We start from the raw sequence: 16,905 nt of genomic DNA on the forward strand, positions 1-16,905 counted from the left end.
AACCACGGGCATAGGTCAGCCGCTCACCTTCGTCAGATCCGCCACCTGCAAACAGGTCGCGCGGATGCGGTGCAGCAGGTTCAGGCGGTTGCGCCGCACGATCTGGTTGTCGGTGTTGATCTGCACGGCCTCGAAAAACGCATCAATCGGCGCGCGCAGGCCCGCCATGGCCTGCATGGCGCGCGCGAAATCCTCGGCCTGCATAGCGGGGGTGATCGCCGCTTCAGCGGTGTCGAGCGCGGCGAACAATGCGCGTTCTTCGCCCGTGTCCGCCAGTTTCGGGTCGGGGCCGAAGCTGTATTCCACCCCGTCCTTTTCCTCGGCTTGGCTGAGGATGTTGTTCGCCCGCTTGAACCCCTGCAACAGGTTCTCGCCATCGTCGGTTTTCAGCAGGTCCGACAGCGCCTCTGCACGTTTGACCAGAAGGGTCAGGTCGTCGTTTCCCGGCATGGCAAGGCAGGCGTCGATCACGTCATGCCGAATGCCCTGATCGCGCAGGTAGACCTTGAGGCGGTCGTGGAAGAAGGCGAGGAGGTCGGACGACAATGAAAGCAAGGAATCGGCGTATCGCCCGGCAGATAAATCAATCGCTCTTTCGACCAGTGTCTGAAAGAGTCGTTCGTCTGACTTTACCTCTTTTAGATCACCATCACGAAGCATTTTAGCTACAATCGAAAATTCGTTTCCAGCTGCAGAAAGATGATTGAGGGTATCCTCCAAATTTCTAAAGGACTGGAACGCGTCGTAGGCGTAGTCTCGCAATCGCTCACCATACTGCGAACGATATTGAGTCTCAAAACCCTTGACAGAAGCTGCATAGACAAAACTGAAACGCGCTGTTGATTGGCTACCCAACACCAACCGAATTACCCCTAAAGCCGCGCGGCGCAGTGCGAAGGGGTCTTTCGAACCGGTCGGCTTCTCGTCAATCGCCCAAAAGCCGGTCAGCGTGTCCAGCTTGTCGGCCAGTGCCACGGCAACCGTCACGGGCGCGGTGGGCACATCGTCGGACGGGCCGAGGGGCGAGTAATGGTCGCGGCAGGCATCGGCAACCTCGGGCGCATAGCCGCCGCGCAAGGCATAATATCGCCCCATAACCCCTTGAAGTTCCGGGAATTCCCCTACCATCCCTGACCGCAGATCGGCCTTCGCCACCCGCGCGGCTTGCTCTGCCATATCGGCATCTGCACCCACCAGCGGCGCAATCTCTTTCGCCAGCGCTGCGATACGCTCGATCCGGTCGGCTTGCGACCCCAGCTTGTTATGGAAGGTCACATCGGACAGCCCTGCCCCCATGCCTTCCAGACCAACATCAGAAACAAGCCGCAAGTCATTGTCCCAGAAGAATTTCGCATCCGACAGCCGTGCCGCCAAAACCTTCTGGTTACCCGCCAGAATGGTCGCGCCCTGATCCGCCGTTTCGCGGTTGGCGACCGTGACAAAGCCCACGATCTGCCCCGATTTCGGGTCGCGGACGGAAAAGAACTTCTGGTGTTCCTTCATCGAGGTTTGCAGCACCTCGGGCGGCAGGTCCAGAAACTGTTCCTCGATCCGCCCCATCAGCACCACGGGCCATTCCACCAGTCCCGCGACCTCTGCCAGCAAGCCCTTGTCCTCGACCAGATCCAACCCTTGGGCAAAGGCCATCTGGCTGGCTTCGTTCCAAATGTGGTCTGCGCGCTCTGCCGGGTCCAGAATGACCTTGGCGCGCTTTAGCTTTGCCGCGTAATCCTCGAAATTTGTGACAGAAAACGCATCTGGCGCCATGAAGCGATGCCCGCGCGTCGTGTCGCCCGACACAATGCCGTCCACGTCCAGCGGCACCATTTGCGCGCCATCCTCGCGCGACAGGATGCACAGGATGGAATGAAGCGGACGCACCCAGCGCAAAGACCCCGCGCCCCAGCGCATGGATTTGGGCCAAGGGAAGTTGCGGATCGTGCGCTCCAGCACCTCGGCCACGATCACGGGGGCTGCGCGCCCCTCGGTCGTGACGGTGGCGATATAGACCTGCCCTTTCTTGTCGTCCTGAATGCTCAGGTCGTCCATGCTCAGGCCGGTCGAGCGCAGAAAGCCCTCGATCGCCTTTTCCGGCGCGCCGACCTTCGGCCCGCGCCGTTCCTCGCGCAGGGTCGGGCTGTGGTCGGACAGGCCTTGCACCGCGAGCACCAGGCGGCGCGGCGTGGCGAAGGCCGCCGCATGGGCATAGGTCAGCCCGGCCTCGACCAGACCGTCGGTCACAAGTTTCTTCAGCGCGTCGCTGGCCCCGGCCTGCATCCGCGCCGGGATTTCCTCGGAAAAGAGTTCGATCAGAAGATCAGCCATGTCAAAACCTCAGGCAATCCGCGATGCGAAGGTCATGCGGCGTTTCGTGGCGGGGGCTGGCAGCAAGGTGAAGCCCGCCGCACGCAGGATTTCGGCACATTCCGCGCCGGTCTCTGCCCCGTTGCGTTCCGGCCCCGTGTCGATGGCGACATGACGGGTACGCTTCAGCACCTCTGCCGCGCCTTGCAGCACTTCGGGTTCCGCCCCTTCGGCATCCATTTTCAGAAGCGCGATCTCGCCCAGACCGTGGCGGGCGACGACCTCATCGAGCGTTTGGGCCTGCGCCGTGAACGCGGCCACCCCTTCGCCCGGCGGCAGGAAGATGGAACTGTCGGCCTTGCCGGGCGCGCTGTAGAAGGTCAACTCGCACGCCTCTTTCCACAGGATCACACAATCGGTGGTGATCTGGGGCAGCTTGGCGGTGTTGGCGTTCAGACACTCGACCACGACCGGGTCGCCGTCCAGACACAAGACCTGCGCGCCCTGACCCGCCGCCAGCAGTGCGAAATCGCCCACATTCGCGCCGATGTCGATGACCGTGTCGCCGGGGGTCAGCATAAAGGTGCCGTCCAGCCCGAATTCGGCGGCCAGACGCTGCATCCGCGCCGCCCAGCCCCGCCGATAGGACCGCCACAGCAGCGCCGAGGGCACGCGCAGCCGATGGCCTTGAATATCAAGGTCGAATTGCGGCCCGTTGCGAGAGACACGGACCGGCCTCAGCCCGCCAAGCCCCGTTTGCGACACCACGTTATGCAGCGCCAGATGCACGCGGTCGCGCAGGCGCAGATCGAAACTGTCCATCACGGTGTCACCTCTGCGGGCGGGGGCGGGCAGCCGGGCGGGACCGGGTCGCCATCGAAAAACGCGGTGCCGCAGGGGTTGATCTGGTGCCACGCATAGGCGCGCCCGTCGGGGAAGATCGCGGCCACGCGGTCAATGCCATAGACAAGGTTCGCCTGTGCTGTGACGGCCTGCGCCTCGCCCGCTTCTAGCGCCGCGCCGATGGCGCCCGCGTCGAAACAGTCGAACCAGCCGGGCGCGTTGAGCGGCGTGGCACCGTCATAAGGTGCGAAGGCCGAGGCGGGTTCCGCCACGGTAAAGCACGCCCGGAACCGGATGGGAGAGCTGTTCGCGTCGATCCCTTCGAACCCGGTCACGGCCACCTCGCTTGCCGCGTCTTCGCCCGCATAGGTCAGACCAATGCTGTCTTGATCCGGCAGCACATCGTAGTAGCCGTATACCTGCAAATACCACATGCCCGCACCGCCCAGCACGGCGCTGGCCAGAAGCAGGACAACCAGAATTCGGCCCATCACGCGCCCCCCGCTTCGGTCTGCACGAAAGCATCGGCGCACATTTTCGCGAGCGCCCGCACGCGGCCAATATAGGCTTGGCGTTCGGTCACGGAAATGACGCCGCGCGCGTCCAGCAGGTTGAACAGGTGGCTGGCCTTGATGCACTGGTCATAGGCCGGGTGCGCCATGATGATGCTGCGCCCCGCGCTGTCGGTGGCCGGGGCGGACAGGATGCGCTGGCATTCGGCCTCGGCATCCTTGAAGTGCTGTAACAGCGTGTCGGTGTCGGCCTGATCGAAATTCCAGCGGGAATATTCCTGTTCTGTCTGGCGAAAGACATCGCCGTATTTTAGCGGGATCGGGGCATCGGGCGCGTTGAAGGGCATGTCCATGACATGATCCACGCCCAGCACATACATGGCCAAGCGCTCCAGCCCATAGGTCAACTCGCCCGAGACGGGCTTGCAATCATGCCCGCCAACCTGCTGGAAATAGGTGAATTGCGACACTTCCATCCCGTCGCACCACACTTCCCAACCCAAACCCCAAGCGCCAAGGGTCGGGGATTCCCAGTCATCTTCCACAAAGCGGATGTCATGCAGCGCGTCGTCGATCCCGATCGCGCGCAGGCTGCCAAGATACAGCTCTTGCAGGTCGGGCGGCGAGGGTTTGATAATGACCTGGTATTGGTAGTAATGCTGAAGCCGGTTCGGGTTCTCGCCATAGCGGCCATCGGTCGGGCGGCGCGAGGGCTGAACATAGGCCGCAGCCCATGCCTTGGAGCCCAGCGCGCGCAGCGTGGTCGCCGGGTGAAAGGTGCCCGCGCCCACTTCCATGTCATAGGGTTGCAGCACCGCGCAGCCTTTCGACGCCCAGTAATTCTGCAACCTCAGGATGATTTCCTGAAAGCATTGTGGCTTTTGTGAACGGTTTTCAGCGGCTTCCGCCATGTCGGCCCCTTGCCATGTCAGAGCAATCTCGTAAAGCTGCGTCTGCATAGGCAAGCATCCGTCAAGGGTCAACGCCGAAACCGGGGGCCAACGCCCCGGACAAATGAATATGGGAAGGGATTGGACCTTATGACACGGTATTTCAGCACGGCGGCCTTTCTGGTGGCCAGCGTTTCCGGGCTGGCCATGGGGCCGGCGCTGGCACAAGACAGCCGTTGGGTGCAACTGGAAGCGCATCGCGAGCTGGACGTGGCCTTGCAACGCGCGCAGGATTACCAGCAAAGCATCGGCAATGTCAGCGGGTTCCAATTGCCGTCGGACTGGTATGCGCTCAGCCTTGGCCCGTTCGAGACCGATACCGACGCGTTCGAAGTGCGCCGCCAGCTGCGCGCAGAGCGCGCGATCCCGGCGGATGCCTTCGTGTCGAATGGCGAGAATTACGGCGCGCGGTTCTTCCCGACCGATGGCGCGGCCCCTGCCCCAGTGGCGACACCCGCTCCGGCCGCAGAGCCGGAGCCTCTGGCCGCCGCCGACCCGATCCCAGAGCCGGAACCTGAACCCGAACCCGAGGAAACGCTGCGCGAGGCGCAGGCCTCCGAGCGCGCGCTTGACCGAGACCAGCGCGCCGAATTGCAGACCGCGCTGCAATGGTTCGGCTTCTACACCCAGCGCATCGACGCGGCTTTCGGCCCTGGCACGCGCCGGTCCATGGCCGATTGGCAAGCCGCCCAAGGCTATGACGATACGGGCGTTCTGACCACCCGCCAGCGCGCCGAATTGCTGGACGCCTACCAAGGCGAGTTGGCCGCTTTGGGGATGCAGACCATCCGCGACGAGGATGCGGGCATAGAGATTGCCCTGCCCTTGGCGATGGTTGAATTCGACCGCCACGAAGCGCCGTTCTCGCATTTCCCGTCCAAAGATGACAGTGGCGTGCAGGTGCTTTTGCTGTCGCAGCCGGGCAATCAGGCCACGCTCTTTGGCCTGTATGAGATCATGCAAACCCTTGAAATCGTGCCGCTGGAAGGAGAGCGCGAGCGCGGGTCGAACAGCTTTACCCTGACCGGCCAGAATGACGAGCTGCGCTCGCACACTTTCGCGCAATTCCGCAACGGGCAGATCAAGGGCTATACGCTGGTCTGGACGCCCGATCGTGACGAACAAATGGCTCGCGTGCTGCCGATGATGCAGGAAAGCTTTTCGACCTTCGGCGGCACCCTGCCCGAAAGCACGGGCCAAGCCAGTCAAGTCGCGCGCTCGGCGCTTCTGGCCGGGCTGAGCGTGCGGCGCCCTGATTACTCGCGCTCGGGTTTCTACATCGACGCGACCGGCACCACGGTCACGACCGCTGCCGCCGTCGCGCAATGCGAGCGTGTCACCATAGACGAGGCCTATACCGCCCGCATCCGCGCCGTCGATGAGGCGCTGAACATCGCCGTTCTGGAACCCGAAACCCCGCTGGTGCCGCTGGCCTTCGCGCAATTCGCCGAAGGCGAGATGCCGATGGGGCAGGAAGTGACCATCTCGGGCTTTTCCTTCGAGGATATGCTGACGCGCCCCGTCCTGACCTTCGGGCGGCTGGATGCGATGGGTGGTCTGAACGGTGAAGAGGGCGTGTTGCGCCTGAACGCCACGGTCGCGCAGGGCGATCTGGGCGGGCCGGTTTTCGGGCCAACGGGCGCGGTTCTGGGCCTGTTGTCGGGCCAGCCCAGCTTGGAAAACCGCCAGCTACCGCCAGAGGTGAACTACGCCGTGTCTGCCCCCGCCATCCGCGCGTTTTTGGGCGAGAACGGTGTGTCCAGCGGCACCTTGCGCGAGGGCGTGACGGTCACGCCGGAGCATCTGACCCGCGTGGCGGGCGATCTGACGGTGATGGTGTCCTGCTGGAATTGAGTAGCGCGCACAAAGCCCGTGGTTAACAGGCGCGGGACGCGCCCCACGGGCAGCGGCGGGCCGCCCCAGAGGCCTGCCGCTTTGGTAGCCGCAGGTGCGCGGCTTGCAGATCATACGGATATGGCTACCATAATGCGCCCATATCCACTGGTCTAGGCGGCAGGCCGCGGCCCGCCGCTGCCCGCCTGCGCTGTGTGAGATAAACAGGCCAAGGGCCGACCTGTTACTCCATCGCCTCTAGCTCGTCGATGAAGCCCGCGATCATGCTCAGACCCTTGTCCCAGAAGGCAGGGTCGGACGCGTCCAGCCCGAAAGGTGCCAGCAGTTCCTTGTGGTGCTTCGACCCGCCAGCCGCCAGCATCTCGAAATACTTGTCCTGAAAGCCCTCGGGCTGTTCTTCATAGACCGCGTAAAGCGCGTTCACCAACCCGTCGCCAAAGGCATAGGCATAGACGTAGAAGGGCGAATGCACGAAATGCGGGATGTAGGACCAGAAGGTTTCATACCCGTCCATGAAGTTGAACACCGGCCCAAGGCTTTCGGCCTGCACGCTCATCCACAGCGCGTTGATGTCATCGGGCGTCAGTTCGCCCCCGCGCCGCGCGTCATGCAGCTTGCATTCGAAATCGTAGAACGCGATCTGGCGCACGACGGTGTTGATCATGTCCTCGACCTTGCCCGCCAGCAGGGTCTTGCGCTCCTCGGGGGTCGCGGCCTTAGCCAGCATCCGGCGGAATGTCAGCATCTCGCCGAACACGCTGGCGGTTTCGGCCAGCGTCAGCGGCGTGGAGGACAAGAGTTCCCCCTGCCCGGCCGCCAGCCGCTGATGCACCCCGTGGCCCAGTTCATGCGCCAGCGTCATCACATCACGCGGCTTGCCCAGATAGTTCAGCATCACGAACGGATGCGCGTCGGTCACGGTCGGATGCGCGAAGGCACCGGGTGCCTTGCCGGGCGTGACGGCGGCGTCAATCCAGCCGCGCTCAAAGAAGGGCTGCGCCAGATCGGCCAGTTTCGGCGAAAAGCCCGCATAGGCGTCCAGCACCATATCCTGCGCTTCGGGCCATGCAATGGTGCGCTCTGCGGCGGTCGGCAGCGGCGCGTTGCGGTCCCAGACCTCGAGCGTTTCCAACCCAAGCCACTTGGCTTTCAGCGCGTAATAGCGGTGCGACAGCTTCGGATAGGCCGCAACGACCGCATCGCGCAGCGCCTGAACGACCTCGGGTTCGACATGGTTTGACAGGTGGCGCGCGTGCTGGGGCGACGGCATCTTGCGCCAGCGATCCTCGATTTCCTTTTCCTTGGCGAGCGTGTTGTGCACCCGCGCGAACAGGCGGACATTCCTGCCAAACACCTCTGCCAAAGCGCGCGCGCCCGCTTCGCGCCGCGCGCGGTCGCGGTCGGTCAAGAGGTTCAGGGTGGATTCAAGGCCAAGCGGCTCCTCTTCGCCGTCGACCGGGAATTCGAGGCCCGCCATGGTTTCATCGAACAGCCGGTTCCACGCGGCAGAGCCGACGGTGGATTGGTCATGCAAGAATTTCTCCAACTCGTCCGACAACTGGTGCGGGCGCATGGCGCGCATCCGCTCGAACACCGGGCGGTAGCGAGCAAGCGCTGCATTCGCGTCCAGCTTCGCGTCGAACTCGGCATCGGGGATGCGGTTCAGCTCTAGCGAGAAAAAGACCAAGGGCGTGGTTGCGGTGGTCACGCGGTCTTGCGCGTCGGACATCGCCTTGGCGCGGGCAGGATCGACCGTGTTCTGGTAGTAGCGCAGGCCGAAGAAAGACATCAGCCGCCCGGCGACCTGCTCGATCTTCTCGTAACGGGTCACGCAGTCCAGCAGCGCGCCCGCATCCAGCCCCGACAGCTTGCCCTCGTAATCGGCGGCGAAGGCTGCGCATTCGCGGTCCAGCCAGTCGAAATCGCGTGCGATCTCGGGGGCTTCTTCGGACGGATACAGGCTGGAGAAATCCCAGACCGGCAAATCGCCCAGATCCTTGCCGCCCTTGGGGCGGTCCAGGTCGAATAGGGGGCGGGCGATGGGCGGGTGCGAGAAAGGGGACATGGGCTACTCCGATTGGTTTGACAAAGACTTAGGCGCTGCCCCACCCCCCTGCAAGGCATGGCGCGCGCATTCATCGGGCATGAAGGGAGCGCCCGCCTTGGTTTTTCGGCAACATCTGCCACATGCGCGCCAATCCAGCCCGAGAGCGGTCGACTTTTGCGGCAAAGGCTGTAGATACCCGCCGAAGCGACGCGCGCGACAGGAGGGCCGGATGAGCGACGATCCCAAAGACGTCTCGACCGAAGACGATCATTTCGATCTGGAATCCTTCGATCTGCCGCAGTTGCGCAAGGCGGTCGAGGATCAGGACGCCCAACGCGTGTTCGAGCTGTTCGACCCGCTGCACCCGGCCGATATTGCCGATATTCTGGAACAAATCGGGGCAGAGCAGCGCCGCGCGCTGGTGCATCTCTATGGCACCGAATTTGACGGCGACATCCTGTCGGAACTGGACGAGAATATCCGCGACGAGGTCGTGGGCTACCTGCGCCCAGAGGTTCTGGCCGAAGCCGTGCGCGACATGGATTCGGACGATGTGGTCGACCTGCTGGAAGACCTCGACGAATCCCAGCACGACGTCATCCTCGAGGCGCTGGAAGAAGACGAGCGCGACGCCGCGCGCCAAGCGCTCAGCTACCCGGAATATTCCGCCGGGCGCTTGATGCAGCGCGAATTCGTGGCCGTGCCCGAAGATTGGACGGTGGGCCAGACGATCGACCTGATGCGCACGGCGGACGACCTGCCGGACCAGTTCTACCACGTGTTTCTGGTCACGCCAGAGCATGTGCCCACGGGCTATGTGACCTTGGGGCGGCTTCTGTCCTCGAAGCGCGACACGGCGCTGGCAGACATTCTGGAAGACAGCTTCCGCACCTTCGAGCTTGACGAGGAAGAAGGCGATGTCGCCTATGCGTTCAACCAGTATCACCTGATCTCGGCCCCCGTGGTCGATGCCGATGACCGGCTGGTCGGTGTCATCACCATTGACGACGCCATGGCGGTGCTGGACGAAGAACACGAAGAAGACCTGCTGCGCATGGCCGGCGCGGGCGAAGGCAGCCTGTCGGACGGGGTGCTGGAAACCACGTGGCAGCGCCTGCCATGGCTGGGGGTGAACCTTGGCACCGCGATCATCGCGTCGCTGGTCATCGCCATTTTCGAAGCCACCATCGAAACCCTTGTGGCGCTTGCGGTGTTGATGCCGATCATCGCGTCCATGGGCGGCAACGCGGGCACGCAATCCATGGCGGTGGCAGTGCGCGGTCTGGCCACGCGCGACCTGACGGGCGCCAATGTGTGGCGGGTGATCCGGCGCGAAACCTTCGTGGGCCTTTTGAACGGCGTGATCTTCGCCGTGGTCATGGGCGTGGTGGGCTATGTCTGGTTCGGGTCCATGATGCTCGCAGGCGTGATCGCGGCGGCCATGGTCATCAACCTTGTTGTGGCGGGCCTGTCGGGCATTGGCCTGCCTGCCCTTCTGGACCGGCTGGGCGTGGACCCGGCGCTGGCCTCTGGCACATTTGTGACCACCGTGACCGATGTCGTGGGCTTTTTCGCCTTCTTGGGTCTGGCGACGATGTTGCTGCTGTAGGCGTCAGTCCATCTCGCGGAACGGCCAGGGTTTCGCATCGGTCGCGCCCACCATGTAGCGCGCGGCCTTGGCGACCCACGCGCCCACCATGCAGCCCAGATCGGCCAGCCTTGCATTGGGCTGGCGGTTGTCGATCAGGATGATGACGAACTGGATCACCGCCAGCAACACCAGCACCGATTGCGCGAAGCTGAGCATGACACCGATGATCAGCATATAGACCAGCCGCAGACCCAAAGGCTCTGTCAGCTTGTCCAAAGGCGCGGTGTCGCGGTCGTCGTCGATGTCTTGCATGGGCGCACCCTTTTTGCAGATGCGCCCAGTCTAACCGAGCTTAGGGGCGTTGCAACACCAGTTGCGTGACATCGCACGCGCCCCCGCGGAACGCCGCCGCGCAAGAGGTCAGGTAGAAATCCCACATGCGTTTGAAGCGTTCGTCATAGCCCATGGCCGAGATTTCGTCCCAGCGCGCGGTGAAGCTGTCATGCCAGCGGCGCAGCGTTTCGGAATAGCTTTGCCCGAAATCATGCGTGTCCACATAGCTCAGCCCCGCCTCTTCGGCGACCTTGCGCACCGGGCCGGGCGCGCCCAGCATCCCGCCGGGGAAGATGTGCTTCTGGATGAAATCGACGTTGCTGCTGTAGTGCTTGAACCGCGCATCGGGCACCATGATGATCTGGATGACCGCTTGCGCACCGGGGCGCAGGCGGTCGCGCACGGCGCTGAAATAGGTCGGCCAGTAGCGTTGGCCGACGGCCTCGAACATCTCGATAGAGGCGATGCCGTCGAATTCCCCGCGCGTGTCGCGGTAATCCTGCATCCGGATGTCCACCTTGTCGGACAGGCCCAGCCGTTCCATCCGGGCGACCGCGTAATCGTGCTGCGCCTGAGAGATCGTCAGACCCGTCACCTTCAGCCCGCGCTTGGCGGCGGCATATTCGGCAAAACCGCCCCAACCGCAGCCGATTTCCAGCACATGATCGCCCGGCTTCACGCCCATGCGGTCCACCATGGCGGCATATTTCGCTTCCTGCGCAGCCTCCAGGCTTTCCTGCCCGGTGGTGAAGATGCCCGAGGAATAGGTCATGCTGTCATCCAGCCAAAGGCTGTAGAAATCATTCCCCAGATCGTAATGATACGAGATGTTCTTGCGCGCCTGCGTCTTGTGGTTGCGGCGCAGCCAGTGGCGGAACTTTTCCACCAGGCGCACGGCCTTCATCGGCAGCACTTCGTCATAGAGCGCGGGGTTGTCATCGGCCAGAAGGTCCATCAGCGCTTGCAGGTCCGGGGTGCTCCACCCGCCTTCCAGATAGGCGTCGGAAAAGCCCAGATCCCCCTCGCGGATCAGCCGCGCGAACAGGTCCGGGTCGTGCACGTCCAACTCGGCCACATAGCCCGGATGCTTGCCTTGCAACCGGAACACCCGCCCATCGGGCAAGCGTACATCCAGCCGCCCCTTGTTCAGCTTCTGGCCAATGGCGAAGGCGGCGGCGAAATAGCGTGGCAGGTCGGTCAGCCCCTCCAGCGATGTCAGGATCTCGCCTTTCGGGCCGTTCGCAAACGCGAGGTCATTCATGCGCCATGTCTTCCTGTTTTTGTTTTTCTCTGTGGTCGTGATAGGCCGCAAGCGCCCGTTCGCGCCCGTCTTTCAGGTCTATCACAGGCATGGGACGAGTGTCGTCCGGCGAAAGTTTCCAAGACCGGGGGCAGGCCTTGTAAAAATCGAGCGCGGTCGCGGGCGGCGTGCGGCTGGATTCGGCCAGCCACATCTTGCGATAGGCCGCTTTGGGGTCGAATTTCTCGGCCTGCGTGTCTGGGTTGAAGATGCGGAAATAGGGGGCGGCATCGGGGCCGGAGCCTGCCACCCATTGCCAGCCCATGGCATTCGCCGCCGGATCCCAATCGACCAGGCACTCGGCGAACCAGTCGCGGCCCAGCCGCCAATCGACCAGCAGATGCTTGGTCAGGAAACTGGCGACCAGCATCCGCGCGCGATTATGCATCCGGCCCGTGACATACAACTCGCGCATCGCGGCATCGACCACTTCGATACCCGTGCGCCCCTGCCGCCAGGCTTGCACCGCGTCCCCCTCGCCCCGCCACGGGAACCCGTCCCATTCCGGGCGCCAGTTTTCCGTCGCCAAGCGCGGGGTGTGGTAGATCAGGTGATAGGCGAATTCGCGCCAGACGAGTTCTTTCAGGAAATCCTCGGCCTGCGCATGACCCTCGTGCAAGGCGCGCCATCCCGCGTGCCAGATGGTGCGGGGGCTGATTTCGCCATAGGTCAGGTTTTCGGACAGGCCGGAACAGGCATCCATGTCCAGCCGGTCACGCTCGGATTTGTAGCGCGCGACCCGGTGCGCCAGAAACGCGCCCAGACGCCCGCGCGCGGCGTCTTCGCCCACATGGATATGCTGCGCCACAACCTCGGCACCCCGGTTCATGGCGCGGCCCATCTGCCAGTCGTCCAGCCGGTCGCTATCGGGCCATTTAGCGGGCGCAGCGATCTGCGAGGGCGCTGGCAACGGCTCTGGCACCTCGCGGTCCCGCACCGCGCGCCACATGGGCGTGTACACCTTGTAGAACCCGCCATCCTTGGTGGCGACATCCCAAGGCTCGAACAACACATGGCCGGAGTAGCTTTGCACCTCCAGCCCATCGTCTTTGAGCGCCGATTTCACCTTGGTGTCACGCGCAATCTGGTCGGGGGCATAGCCGCGCGTCCAGGCCACGCGCTTGGCCCCCGTTTCGGCCACCAAATCGCGCAACACGTCCAAGGCCGCGCCGCGCCGCAAGATCAGCTTCGACCCCTTCTCGGCCAGCGCGCGGCCCATATGGGCAACCGCCAGCCCCAGCCGCCATTTCGGCGCTGCCCCAAGGCCTGCCACCTCGTCATCATGGATGAACACCGGAATGACCGGCTGGCCGGAGCGGGCCGCATCATGCAAGGCCGGGTGGTCGCTGAGCCGCAGATCGCGGCGCAGCCACAGGATAATCGGGGGCGTGTCGGTCACGTTTCCGCTCTTCGCAGTTTCACAAATGCCCATCTAGGGCCGAGAGCAGCCGGTCAAGGTCTGCTTGCGAAGTGTAATGCACGAATGACAGTCGCAACACCCCATGATTTGGGTCTATCCCCTGCCCTTGCAGCGCGCGGTTGGCGTAAAAGCTGCCGCCGCCCGCCATGATCCCCGCGCGCGCCAGCGTTTTCGCAAGCTCTGGGCCGGGGCGTTCATGGGTTATGGCGACAGTGGGCGCGCGGTCAGCGGCCACGGTCGGGCCAAGCAACCGCACATCATTACGCGCGCGCAGATAGTCCAGAAGCGGCTGCAACAGCGCCGTTTCATGCGCGCGCATCAGGTCATGCACGGCAGCCATACGCGCGGCGGGCGCGGCATCGGTGCCGGGGAAATGATGCGCGAAAAGCGCGTCGATATAGTCCGCCATGCCCGCACAGGCCGCGACCTGCGCATGATCGGGGCCAGCGGGCGTGAAACGCTTATAGGGCACATCGGCGTTGAAATAATGCGCCTGATTGGGCAACCAGTCGCAAATCTGGGGCGAAAGCACCATGATCCCCTGATGCGGCCCGTAGGTTTTATAGGCTGAAAACAAATAGATATCGGCCCCAAGCGCGCCCAGATCGGGAAAGCCATGGGGCGCATAGGACACGCCATCGACCGCCGACCAGATACCAGCCTTGCGCAACTCGGCGCAGATCTCGGCCACCGGGTTCACCTCTCCCACGACGTTCGAGCAATGGGGGAAGGCCACGAGCTTCACGCGCTCATCCACCAGCGCCCAAAGCGCATCCACGTCCAGATGCCCAGAGTCGCGGTCGATCTGCCATTCGCGCAGCTCGACCCCGCGCGCGGCCAAGCGCCGCCACGGGCCGGAATTCGCTTCATGGTCCTGATTGGTCACGATGATCGCATCACCCGGCCCCAGCTTTTCGGCAAAGGCCTGTGCCAGAACATAGGTATTCGCGGTGGTGGACGGGCCGAAGCTGAGCTGTTCGGTCTGCACGCCCATCAATGCCGCCAGACGCGTGCGCGCCTCGTCCATCTCTGCCCCCGCCAGTTCGGACGCGCGATAGGCCCCATAGGGCTGCACCTTGCGGCTGTGGTAGAACCGTGTCAGCCGGTCGATCACGGGCTGGCAGGTATAAGACCCGCCCGCGTTTTCAAAGAAATACTGGCCTTGCAAGTCGGCCTCGGCAAAGGCCGGGAAATGCGCGCGCACGAAATCGGTGTCGAGTTGGGGCATGTCCTCTCCGTTTTTGGCAGAGAGTGCACCGCGCGGGCGCGAAAAGACAAGCCGTCACGTCAGGATTACGCGGCAAGGATTGCGATTAGCGACAGAACCTTCCGCAACGTCAGTGACCCGGCTTAGCCCGCGCCCAGAATGATCGCCACATAGTTGCGCGTTTCGTCAAACGGCGGAACACCGCCATGCTGTTCGACCGCGCCGGGACCGGCGTTATAGGCCGCCAGCGCCAACCGCCAATTGCCGAAGCGTTCATACATCATGCGCAGGTAGCGCGCGCCGCCCTCCAGGTTCTGCGCGGGGTCGTTCGGGTCCACGCGCAGCAATTCGGCGGTGCCGGGCATGAGCTGCGCCAGACCGATCGCGCCCTTGTGCGACACCGCGCCCGAATTCCACCGGCTTTCCTGATGCACAAGGCGCAGGAACAGGTCTTCGGGCACGTTGTTGTTGCGCGCGGCCACGCGGGCCAGTTGCACATATTCGCCCGATTGCGGCCCGCTATAGCGCGGGATCAGGGTGTTGGTGTCCTCCTCGTCCTCTTCATGGTTCGGCAGCAGCCGGACAGAGGCCGAGTATTGCTCTGACATGCGCCCGTCGATCACGCGGCTGGCGCGTTTGATGCGGTCGAGCGGATCGCTCGACACCGACCCGCTGGACGACAGGTTCAACCCCTGCGCCTGCGCGCCCAGCGCGCCCAAACAGACCATGACACTGACAAGAACAAGATTCCGCATCACCCATCCCCAAGGTTTGGCGGCAATATAGATCGAAAGCGCGGCCAAGAAAACCGCTTGCACCCGTTTACCCGGTCTTTACCATGCGCGGGGAATATGGCGCATGGCGTCACGGATGCGAACAAAGGACGAATTCACATGGCAGGCTCGGTCAACAAGGTCATTCTGGTCGGCAATCTGGGGCGCGACCCGGAAGTGCGCAGCTTCCAGAACGGCGGCAAGGTGTGCAACCTGCGTATTGCCACGTCGGAGCAATGGCGCGACAAGGCCACGGGCGAGCGCAAGGAGCGCACCGAATGGCACACGGTCGCGATCTTCTCGGAACCGCTGGTGCGGATTGCCGAGCAATACCTGCGCAAAGGGTCGAGCGTGTATATCGAAGGCCAGCTGGAAACCCGCAAATGGCAGGACCAGTCCGGTGCCGACCGCTATTCGACTGAAGTGGTGCTGCGCCCCTACAAGGGCGAGCTGACGCTTCTGGGCGGGCGCGATGGCGGCGGCGCGGGTGGCGGCAGCATGGGCGGTGGCGGCTATGATCGTGGCGGCCCCGATTACGGCGACAGCCGCGGCGGCGGGTCAAGCTATGGCGGCCCGTCCGGCCCGTCCGACATGGATGACGAAATTCCGTTCTGACAGGTCAAAGCTGACCACAAAAGCCCGCCCCTTGCGCGGGCTTTTTTCATGTCTGGCCGGCTGGATTGGCGGCGCGGCGCGCCTCAAACCCCGTTGGTTGCGCTAACTTCGTGGTGTCACGCGCTAACTTCATTGTTTTGCCACATTGCGCCCCTTAACCCCGTTCCAGACCCAAATCCGCAGAGGAGAAGCCCCATGCGCGCAACCCGCATCGTTCAGAAGATTCTTGCCAATTACGAAGGCGAAACGCCCGGCGTGAAGGCCAATCTGTGCCGGATGCTGATGCAGGGCAAGCTGGGCGGCACCGGCAAGATGATTATCCTTCCGGTGGACCAAGGGTTCGAGCACGGCCCGGCGCGCAGCTTTGCCCCGAACCCGGCGGGCTATGACCCGCATTACCATTACCAACTGGCAATTGACGCAGGCCTGAACGCCTATGCCGCGCCCCTCGGCCCGCTAGAGGCCGGTGCCGACACATTCGCGGGCCAGATCCCGACTATCCTGAAGGTCAACAGCGCCAATTCGCTCATGTCGGGCACGGCGGGCAAGAACCAGGCGATCACAGCATCCGTGGATGACGCACTGCGTCTGGGTTGTTCGGCCATCGGCTTTACCATCTACCCCGGCAGTGATTGCGCACTCGACATGTTCGAAGAGATCGTCGAGATGCGCCGCGAAGCCGCCGCCAAGGGTGTGGCGACCGTGATCTGGTCCTATCCGCGCGGTGAGGCCGTGACCAAGGATGGCGAGACCGCGATCGACGTGGCCGCCTATGCTGCCCATATCGCGGCGCTTCTGGGCGCGCATATCATCAAGATCAAGCTGGGCACCGACCATTTGATGCTGCCAGAGGCCAAGAAGGTTTATGAAGAGCAGCAGATCGACATCTCGACCCAAGCGGCGCGCGTCAAGCATTGCGTGCAATCGTCGCTGAACGGGCGTCGGTTGATCGTGTTCTCGGGCGGGGCCGCCAAGGGGGCAGACGCGGTGTTCGACGATGCCCGCGCCATCCGCGACGGTGGCGGCAACGGGTCGATCATCGGGCGCAACAGCTTCCAGCGTTCGCGCGAGGACGCGCTGGAGATGCTGGGCAAGCTTGTCGATATCTACAAGGGCAAAGCCTGATCTTGGAACGGGGGCGCGCGGAAACCGCGCG

At 63.5% G+C, this 16,905-nt stretch carries 14 protein-coding genes; 4 read left to right on the plus strand and 10 right to left on the minus strand.

Annotated features, from left to right (window positions below; genetic code table 11):
- Window positions 1-15: 15 nt before the first annotated feature.
- The 4 genes from glyS to J1C52_RS07480 are packed head-to-tail and all read right to left on the minus strand — an operon-like array spanning window position 16 to window position 4,570.
- Window positions 16-2,325 (minus strand): glycine--tRNA ligase subunit beta, encoded by a 2,310-nt coding sequence (gene glyS / locus J1C52_RS07465; RefSeq protein ID WP_227427313.1) that lies wholly within the window; start codon window positions 2,323-2,325, stop codon window positions 16-18.
- Between the two features lie 9 nt (window positions 2,326-2,334).
- A complete protein-coding gene (locus J1C52_RS07470; protein ID WP_227427314.1) occupies window positions 2,335-3,126 on the minus strand; it encodes an FkbM family methyltransferase in 792 nt (263 codons plus the stop codon).
- Window positions 3,126-3,638, minus strand: coding sequence for a DUF6446 family protein (locus tag J1C52_RS07475; RefSeq protein ID WP_227427315.1), 513 nt, complete (start codon window positions 3,636-3,638; stop codon window positions 3,126-3,128). Before J1C52_RS07475 ends, J1C52_RS07470 begins: the two co-directional genes overlap by 1 nt.
- Window positions 3,638-4,570 (minus strand): glycine--tRNA ligase subunit alpha, encoded by a 933-nt coding sequence (locus tag J1C52_RS07480; RefSeq protein ID WP_227427569.1) that lies wholly within the window; start codon window positions 4,568-4,570, stop codon window positions 3,638-3,640. Before J1C52_RS07480 ends, J1C52_RS07475 begins: the two co-directional genes overlap by 1 nt.
- A gap of 129 nt (window positions 4,571-4,699) precedes the next feature.
- Between J1C52_RS07480 and J1C52_RS07485 the strand changes: the two genes are divergently transcribed.
- Complete coding sequence (locus J1C52_RS07485; RefSeq protein WP_227427316.1) at window positions 4,700-6,463, plus strand: serine protease; 1,764 nt, start codon at window positions 4,700-4,702, stop codon at window positions 6,461-6,463.
- A gap of 223 nt (window positions 6,464-6,686) precedes the next feature.
- Here J1C52_RS07485 and J1C52_RS07490 read toward each other — a convergent pair whose 3' ends face one another.
- Window positions 6,687-8,528, minus strand: a complete 1,842-nt coding sequence (locus J1C52_RS07490; RefSeq protein WP_227427317.1) for a M3 family oligoendopeptidase — start codon at window positions 8,526-8,528, stop codon at window positions 6,687-6,689.
- 211 nt (window positions 8,529-8,739) lie between these two features.
- On the opposite strand from J1C52_RS07490, the gene mgtE reads away from it, so the two are divergent.
- Window positions 8,740-10,119: a magnesium transporter gene (gene mgtE, locus J1C52_RS07495; protein WP_227427318.1), complete on the plus strand. Its 1,380-nt coding sequence runs from the start codon at window positions 8,740-8,742 to the stop codon at window positions 10,117-10,119.
- Window positions 10,120-10,122: 3 nt separating this feature from the next.
- Here mgtE and J1C52_RS07500 read toward each other — a convergent pair whose 3' ends face one another.
- The 5 genes from J1C52_RS07500 to J1C52_RS07520 form a co-directional block, all read right to left on the minus strand.
- Window positions 10,123-10,413: a DUF4389 domain-containing protein gene (locus J1C52_RS07500; RefSeq protein WP_227427319.1), complete on the minus strand. Its 291-nt coding sequence runs from the start codon at window positions 10,411-10,413 to the stop codon at window positions 10,123-10,125.
- 40 nt (window positions 10,414-10,453) lie between these two features.
- Window positions 10,454-11,695: an SAM-dependent methyltransferase gene (locus tag J1C52_RS07505; RefSeq protein ID WP_227427320.1), complete on the minus strand. Its 1,242-nt coding sequence runs from the start codon at window positions 11,693-11,695 to the stop codon at window positions 10,454-10,456.
- The gene (locus tag J1C52_RS07510) at window positions 11,688-13,133 is read right to left on the minus strand and encodes a cryptochrome/photolyase family protein (RefSeq protein WP_370633241.1); all 1,446 of its coding nucleotides are present in this window, start codon (window positions 13,131-13,133) and stop codon (window positions 11,688-11,690) included. The genes J1C52_RS07505 and J1C52_RS07510 overlap by 8 nt, the downstream gene beginning before the upstream one ends.
- Window positions 13,134-13,152: 19 nt before the next feature.
- Window positions 13,153-14,382: an aminotransferase class V-fold PLP-dependent enzyme gene (locus tag J1C52_RS07515; protein ID WP_227427322.1), complete on the minus strand. Its 1,230-nt coding sequence runs from the start codon at window positions 14,380-14,382 to the stop codon at window positions 13,153-13,155.
- A 122-nt stretch (window positions 14,383-14,504) separates the two neighbouring features.
- Window positions 14,505-15,116 (minus strand): lytic transglycosylase domain-containing protein, encoded by a 612-nt coding sequence (locus J1C52_RS07520; protein WP_227427323.1) that lies wholly within the window; start codon window positions 15,114-15,116, stop codon window positions 14,505-14,507.
- Between the two features lie 138 nt (window positions 15,117-15,254).
- On the opposite strand from J1C52_RS07520, the gene ssb reads away from it, so the two are divergent.
- The gene (ssb, locus tag J1C52_RS07525) at window positions 15,255-15,749 is read left to right on the plus strand and encodes a single-stranded DNA-binding protein (RefSeq protein WP_227427324.1); all 495 of its coding nucleotides are present in this window, start codon (window positions 15,255-15,257) and stop codon (window positions 15,747-15,749) included.
- A 195-nt stretch (window positions 15,750-15,944) separates the two neighbouring features.
- Window positions 15,945-16,874 (plus strand): class I fructose-bisphosphate aldolase, encoded by a 930-nt coding sequence (locus J1C52_RS07530; protein ID WP_227427325.1) that lies wholly within the window; start codon window positions 15,945-15,947, stop codon window positions 16,872-16,874.
- Window positions 16,875-16,905: the final 31 nt, after the last annotated feature.

The organism is Roseibaca sp. Y0-43, from assembly GCF_020667835.1.
Lineage (GTDB): Bacteria > Pseudomonadota > Alphaproteobacteria > Rhodobacterales > Rhodobacteraceae > Roseinatronobacter.

Coding starts and splice junctions, on each gene's coding strand:
- J1C52_RS07500 (WP_227427319.1), bottom strand. CDS start 10,413: ATGCAAGACATCGACGACGACCGCGACACCGCGCCTTTGGACAAGCTG.
- J1C52_RS07470 (WP_227427314.1), bottom strand. CDS start 3,126: ATGGACAGTTTCGATCTGCGCCTGCGCGACCGCGTGCATCTGGCGCTG.
- J1C52_RS07485 (WP_227427316.1), top strand. CDS start 4,700: ATGACACGGTATTTCAGCACGGCGGCCTTTCTGGTGGCCAGCGTTTCC.
- J1C52_RS07475 (WP_227427315.1), bottom strand. CDS start 3,638: ATGGGCCGAATTCTGGTTGTCCTGCTTCTGGCCAGCGCCGTGCTGGGC.
- mgtE (WP_227427318.1), top strand. CDS start 8,740: ATGAGCGACGATCCCAAAGACGTCTCGACCGAAGACGATCATTTCGAT.
- J1C52_RS07505 (WP_227427320.1), bottom strand. CDS start 11,695: ATGAATGACCTCGCGTTTGCGAACGGCCCGAAAGGCGAGATCCTGACA.
- J1C52_RS07490 (WP_227427317.1), bottom strand. CDS start 8,528: ATGTCCCCTTTCTCGCACCCGCCCATCGCCCGCCCCCTATTCGACCTG.
- J1C52_RS07515 (WP_227427322.1), bottom strand. CDS start 14,382: ATGCCCCAACTCGACACCGATTTCGTGCGCGCGCATTTCCCGGCCTTT.
- J1C52_RS07530 (WP_227427325.1), top strand. CDS start 15,945: ATGCGCGCAACCCGCATCGTTCAGAAGATTCTTGCCAATTACGAAGGC.
- ssb (WP_227427324.1), top strand. CDS start 15,255: ATGGCAGGCTCGGTCAACAAGGTCATTCTGGTCGGCAATCTGGGGCGC.
- J1C52_RS07480 (WP_227427569.1), bottom strand. CDS start 4,570: ATGGCGGAAGCCGCTGAAAACCGTTCACAAAAGCCACAATGCTTTCAG.
- glyS (WP_227427313.1), bottom strand. CDS start 2,325: ATGGCTGATCTTCTGATCGAACTCTTTTCCGAGGAAATCCCGGCGCGG.
- J1C52_RS07520 (WP_227427323.1), bottom strand. CDS start 15,116: ATGCGGAATCTTGTTCTTGTCAGTGTCATGGTCTGTTTGGGCGCGCTG.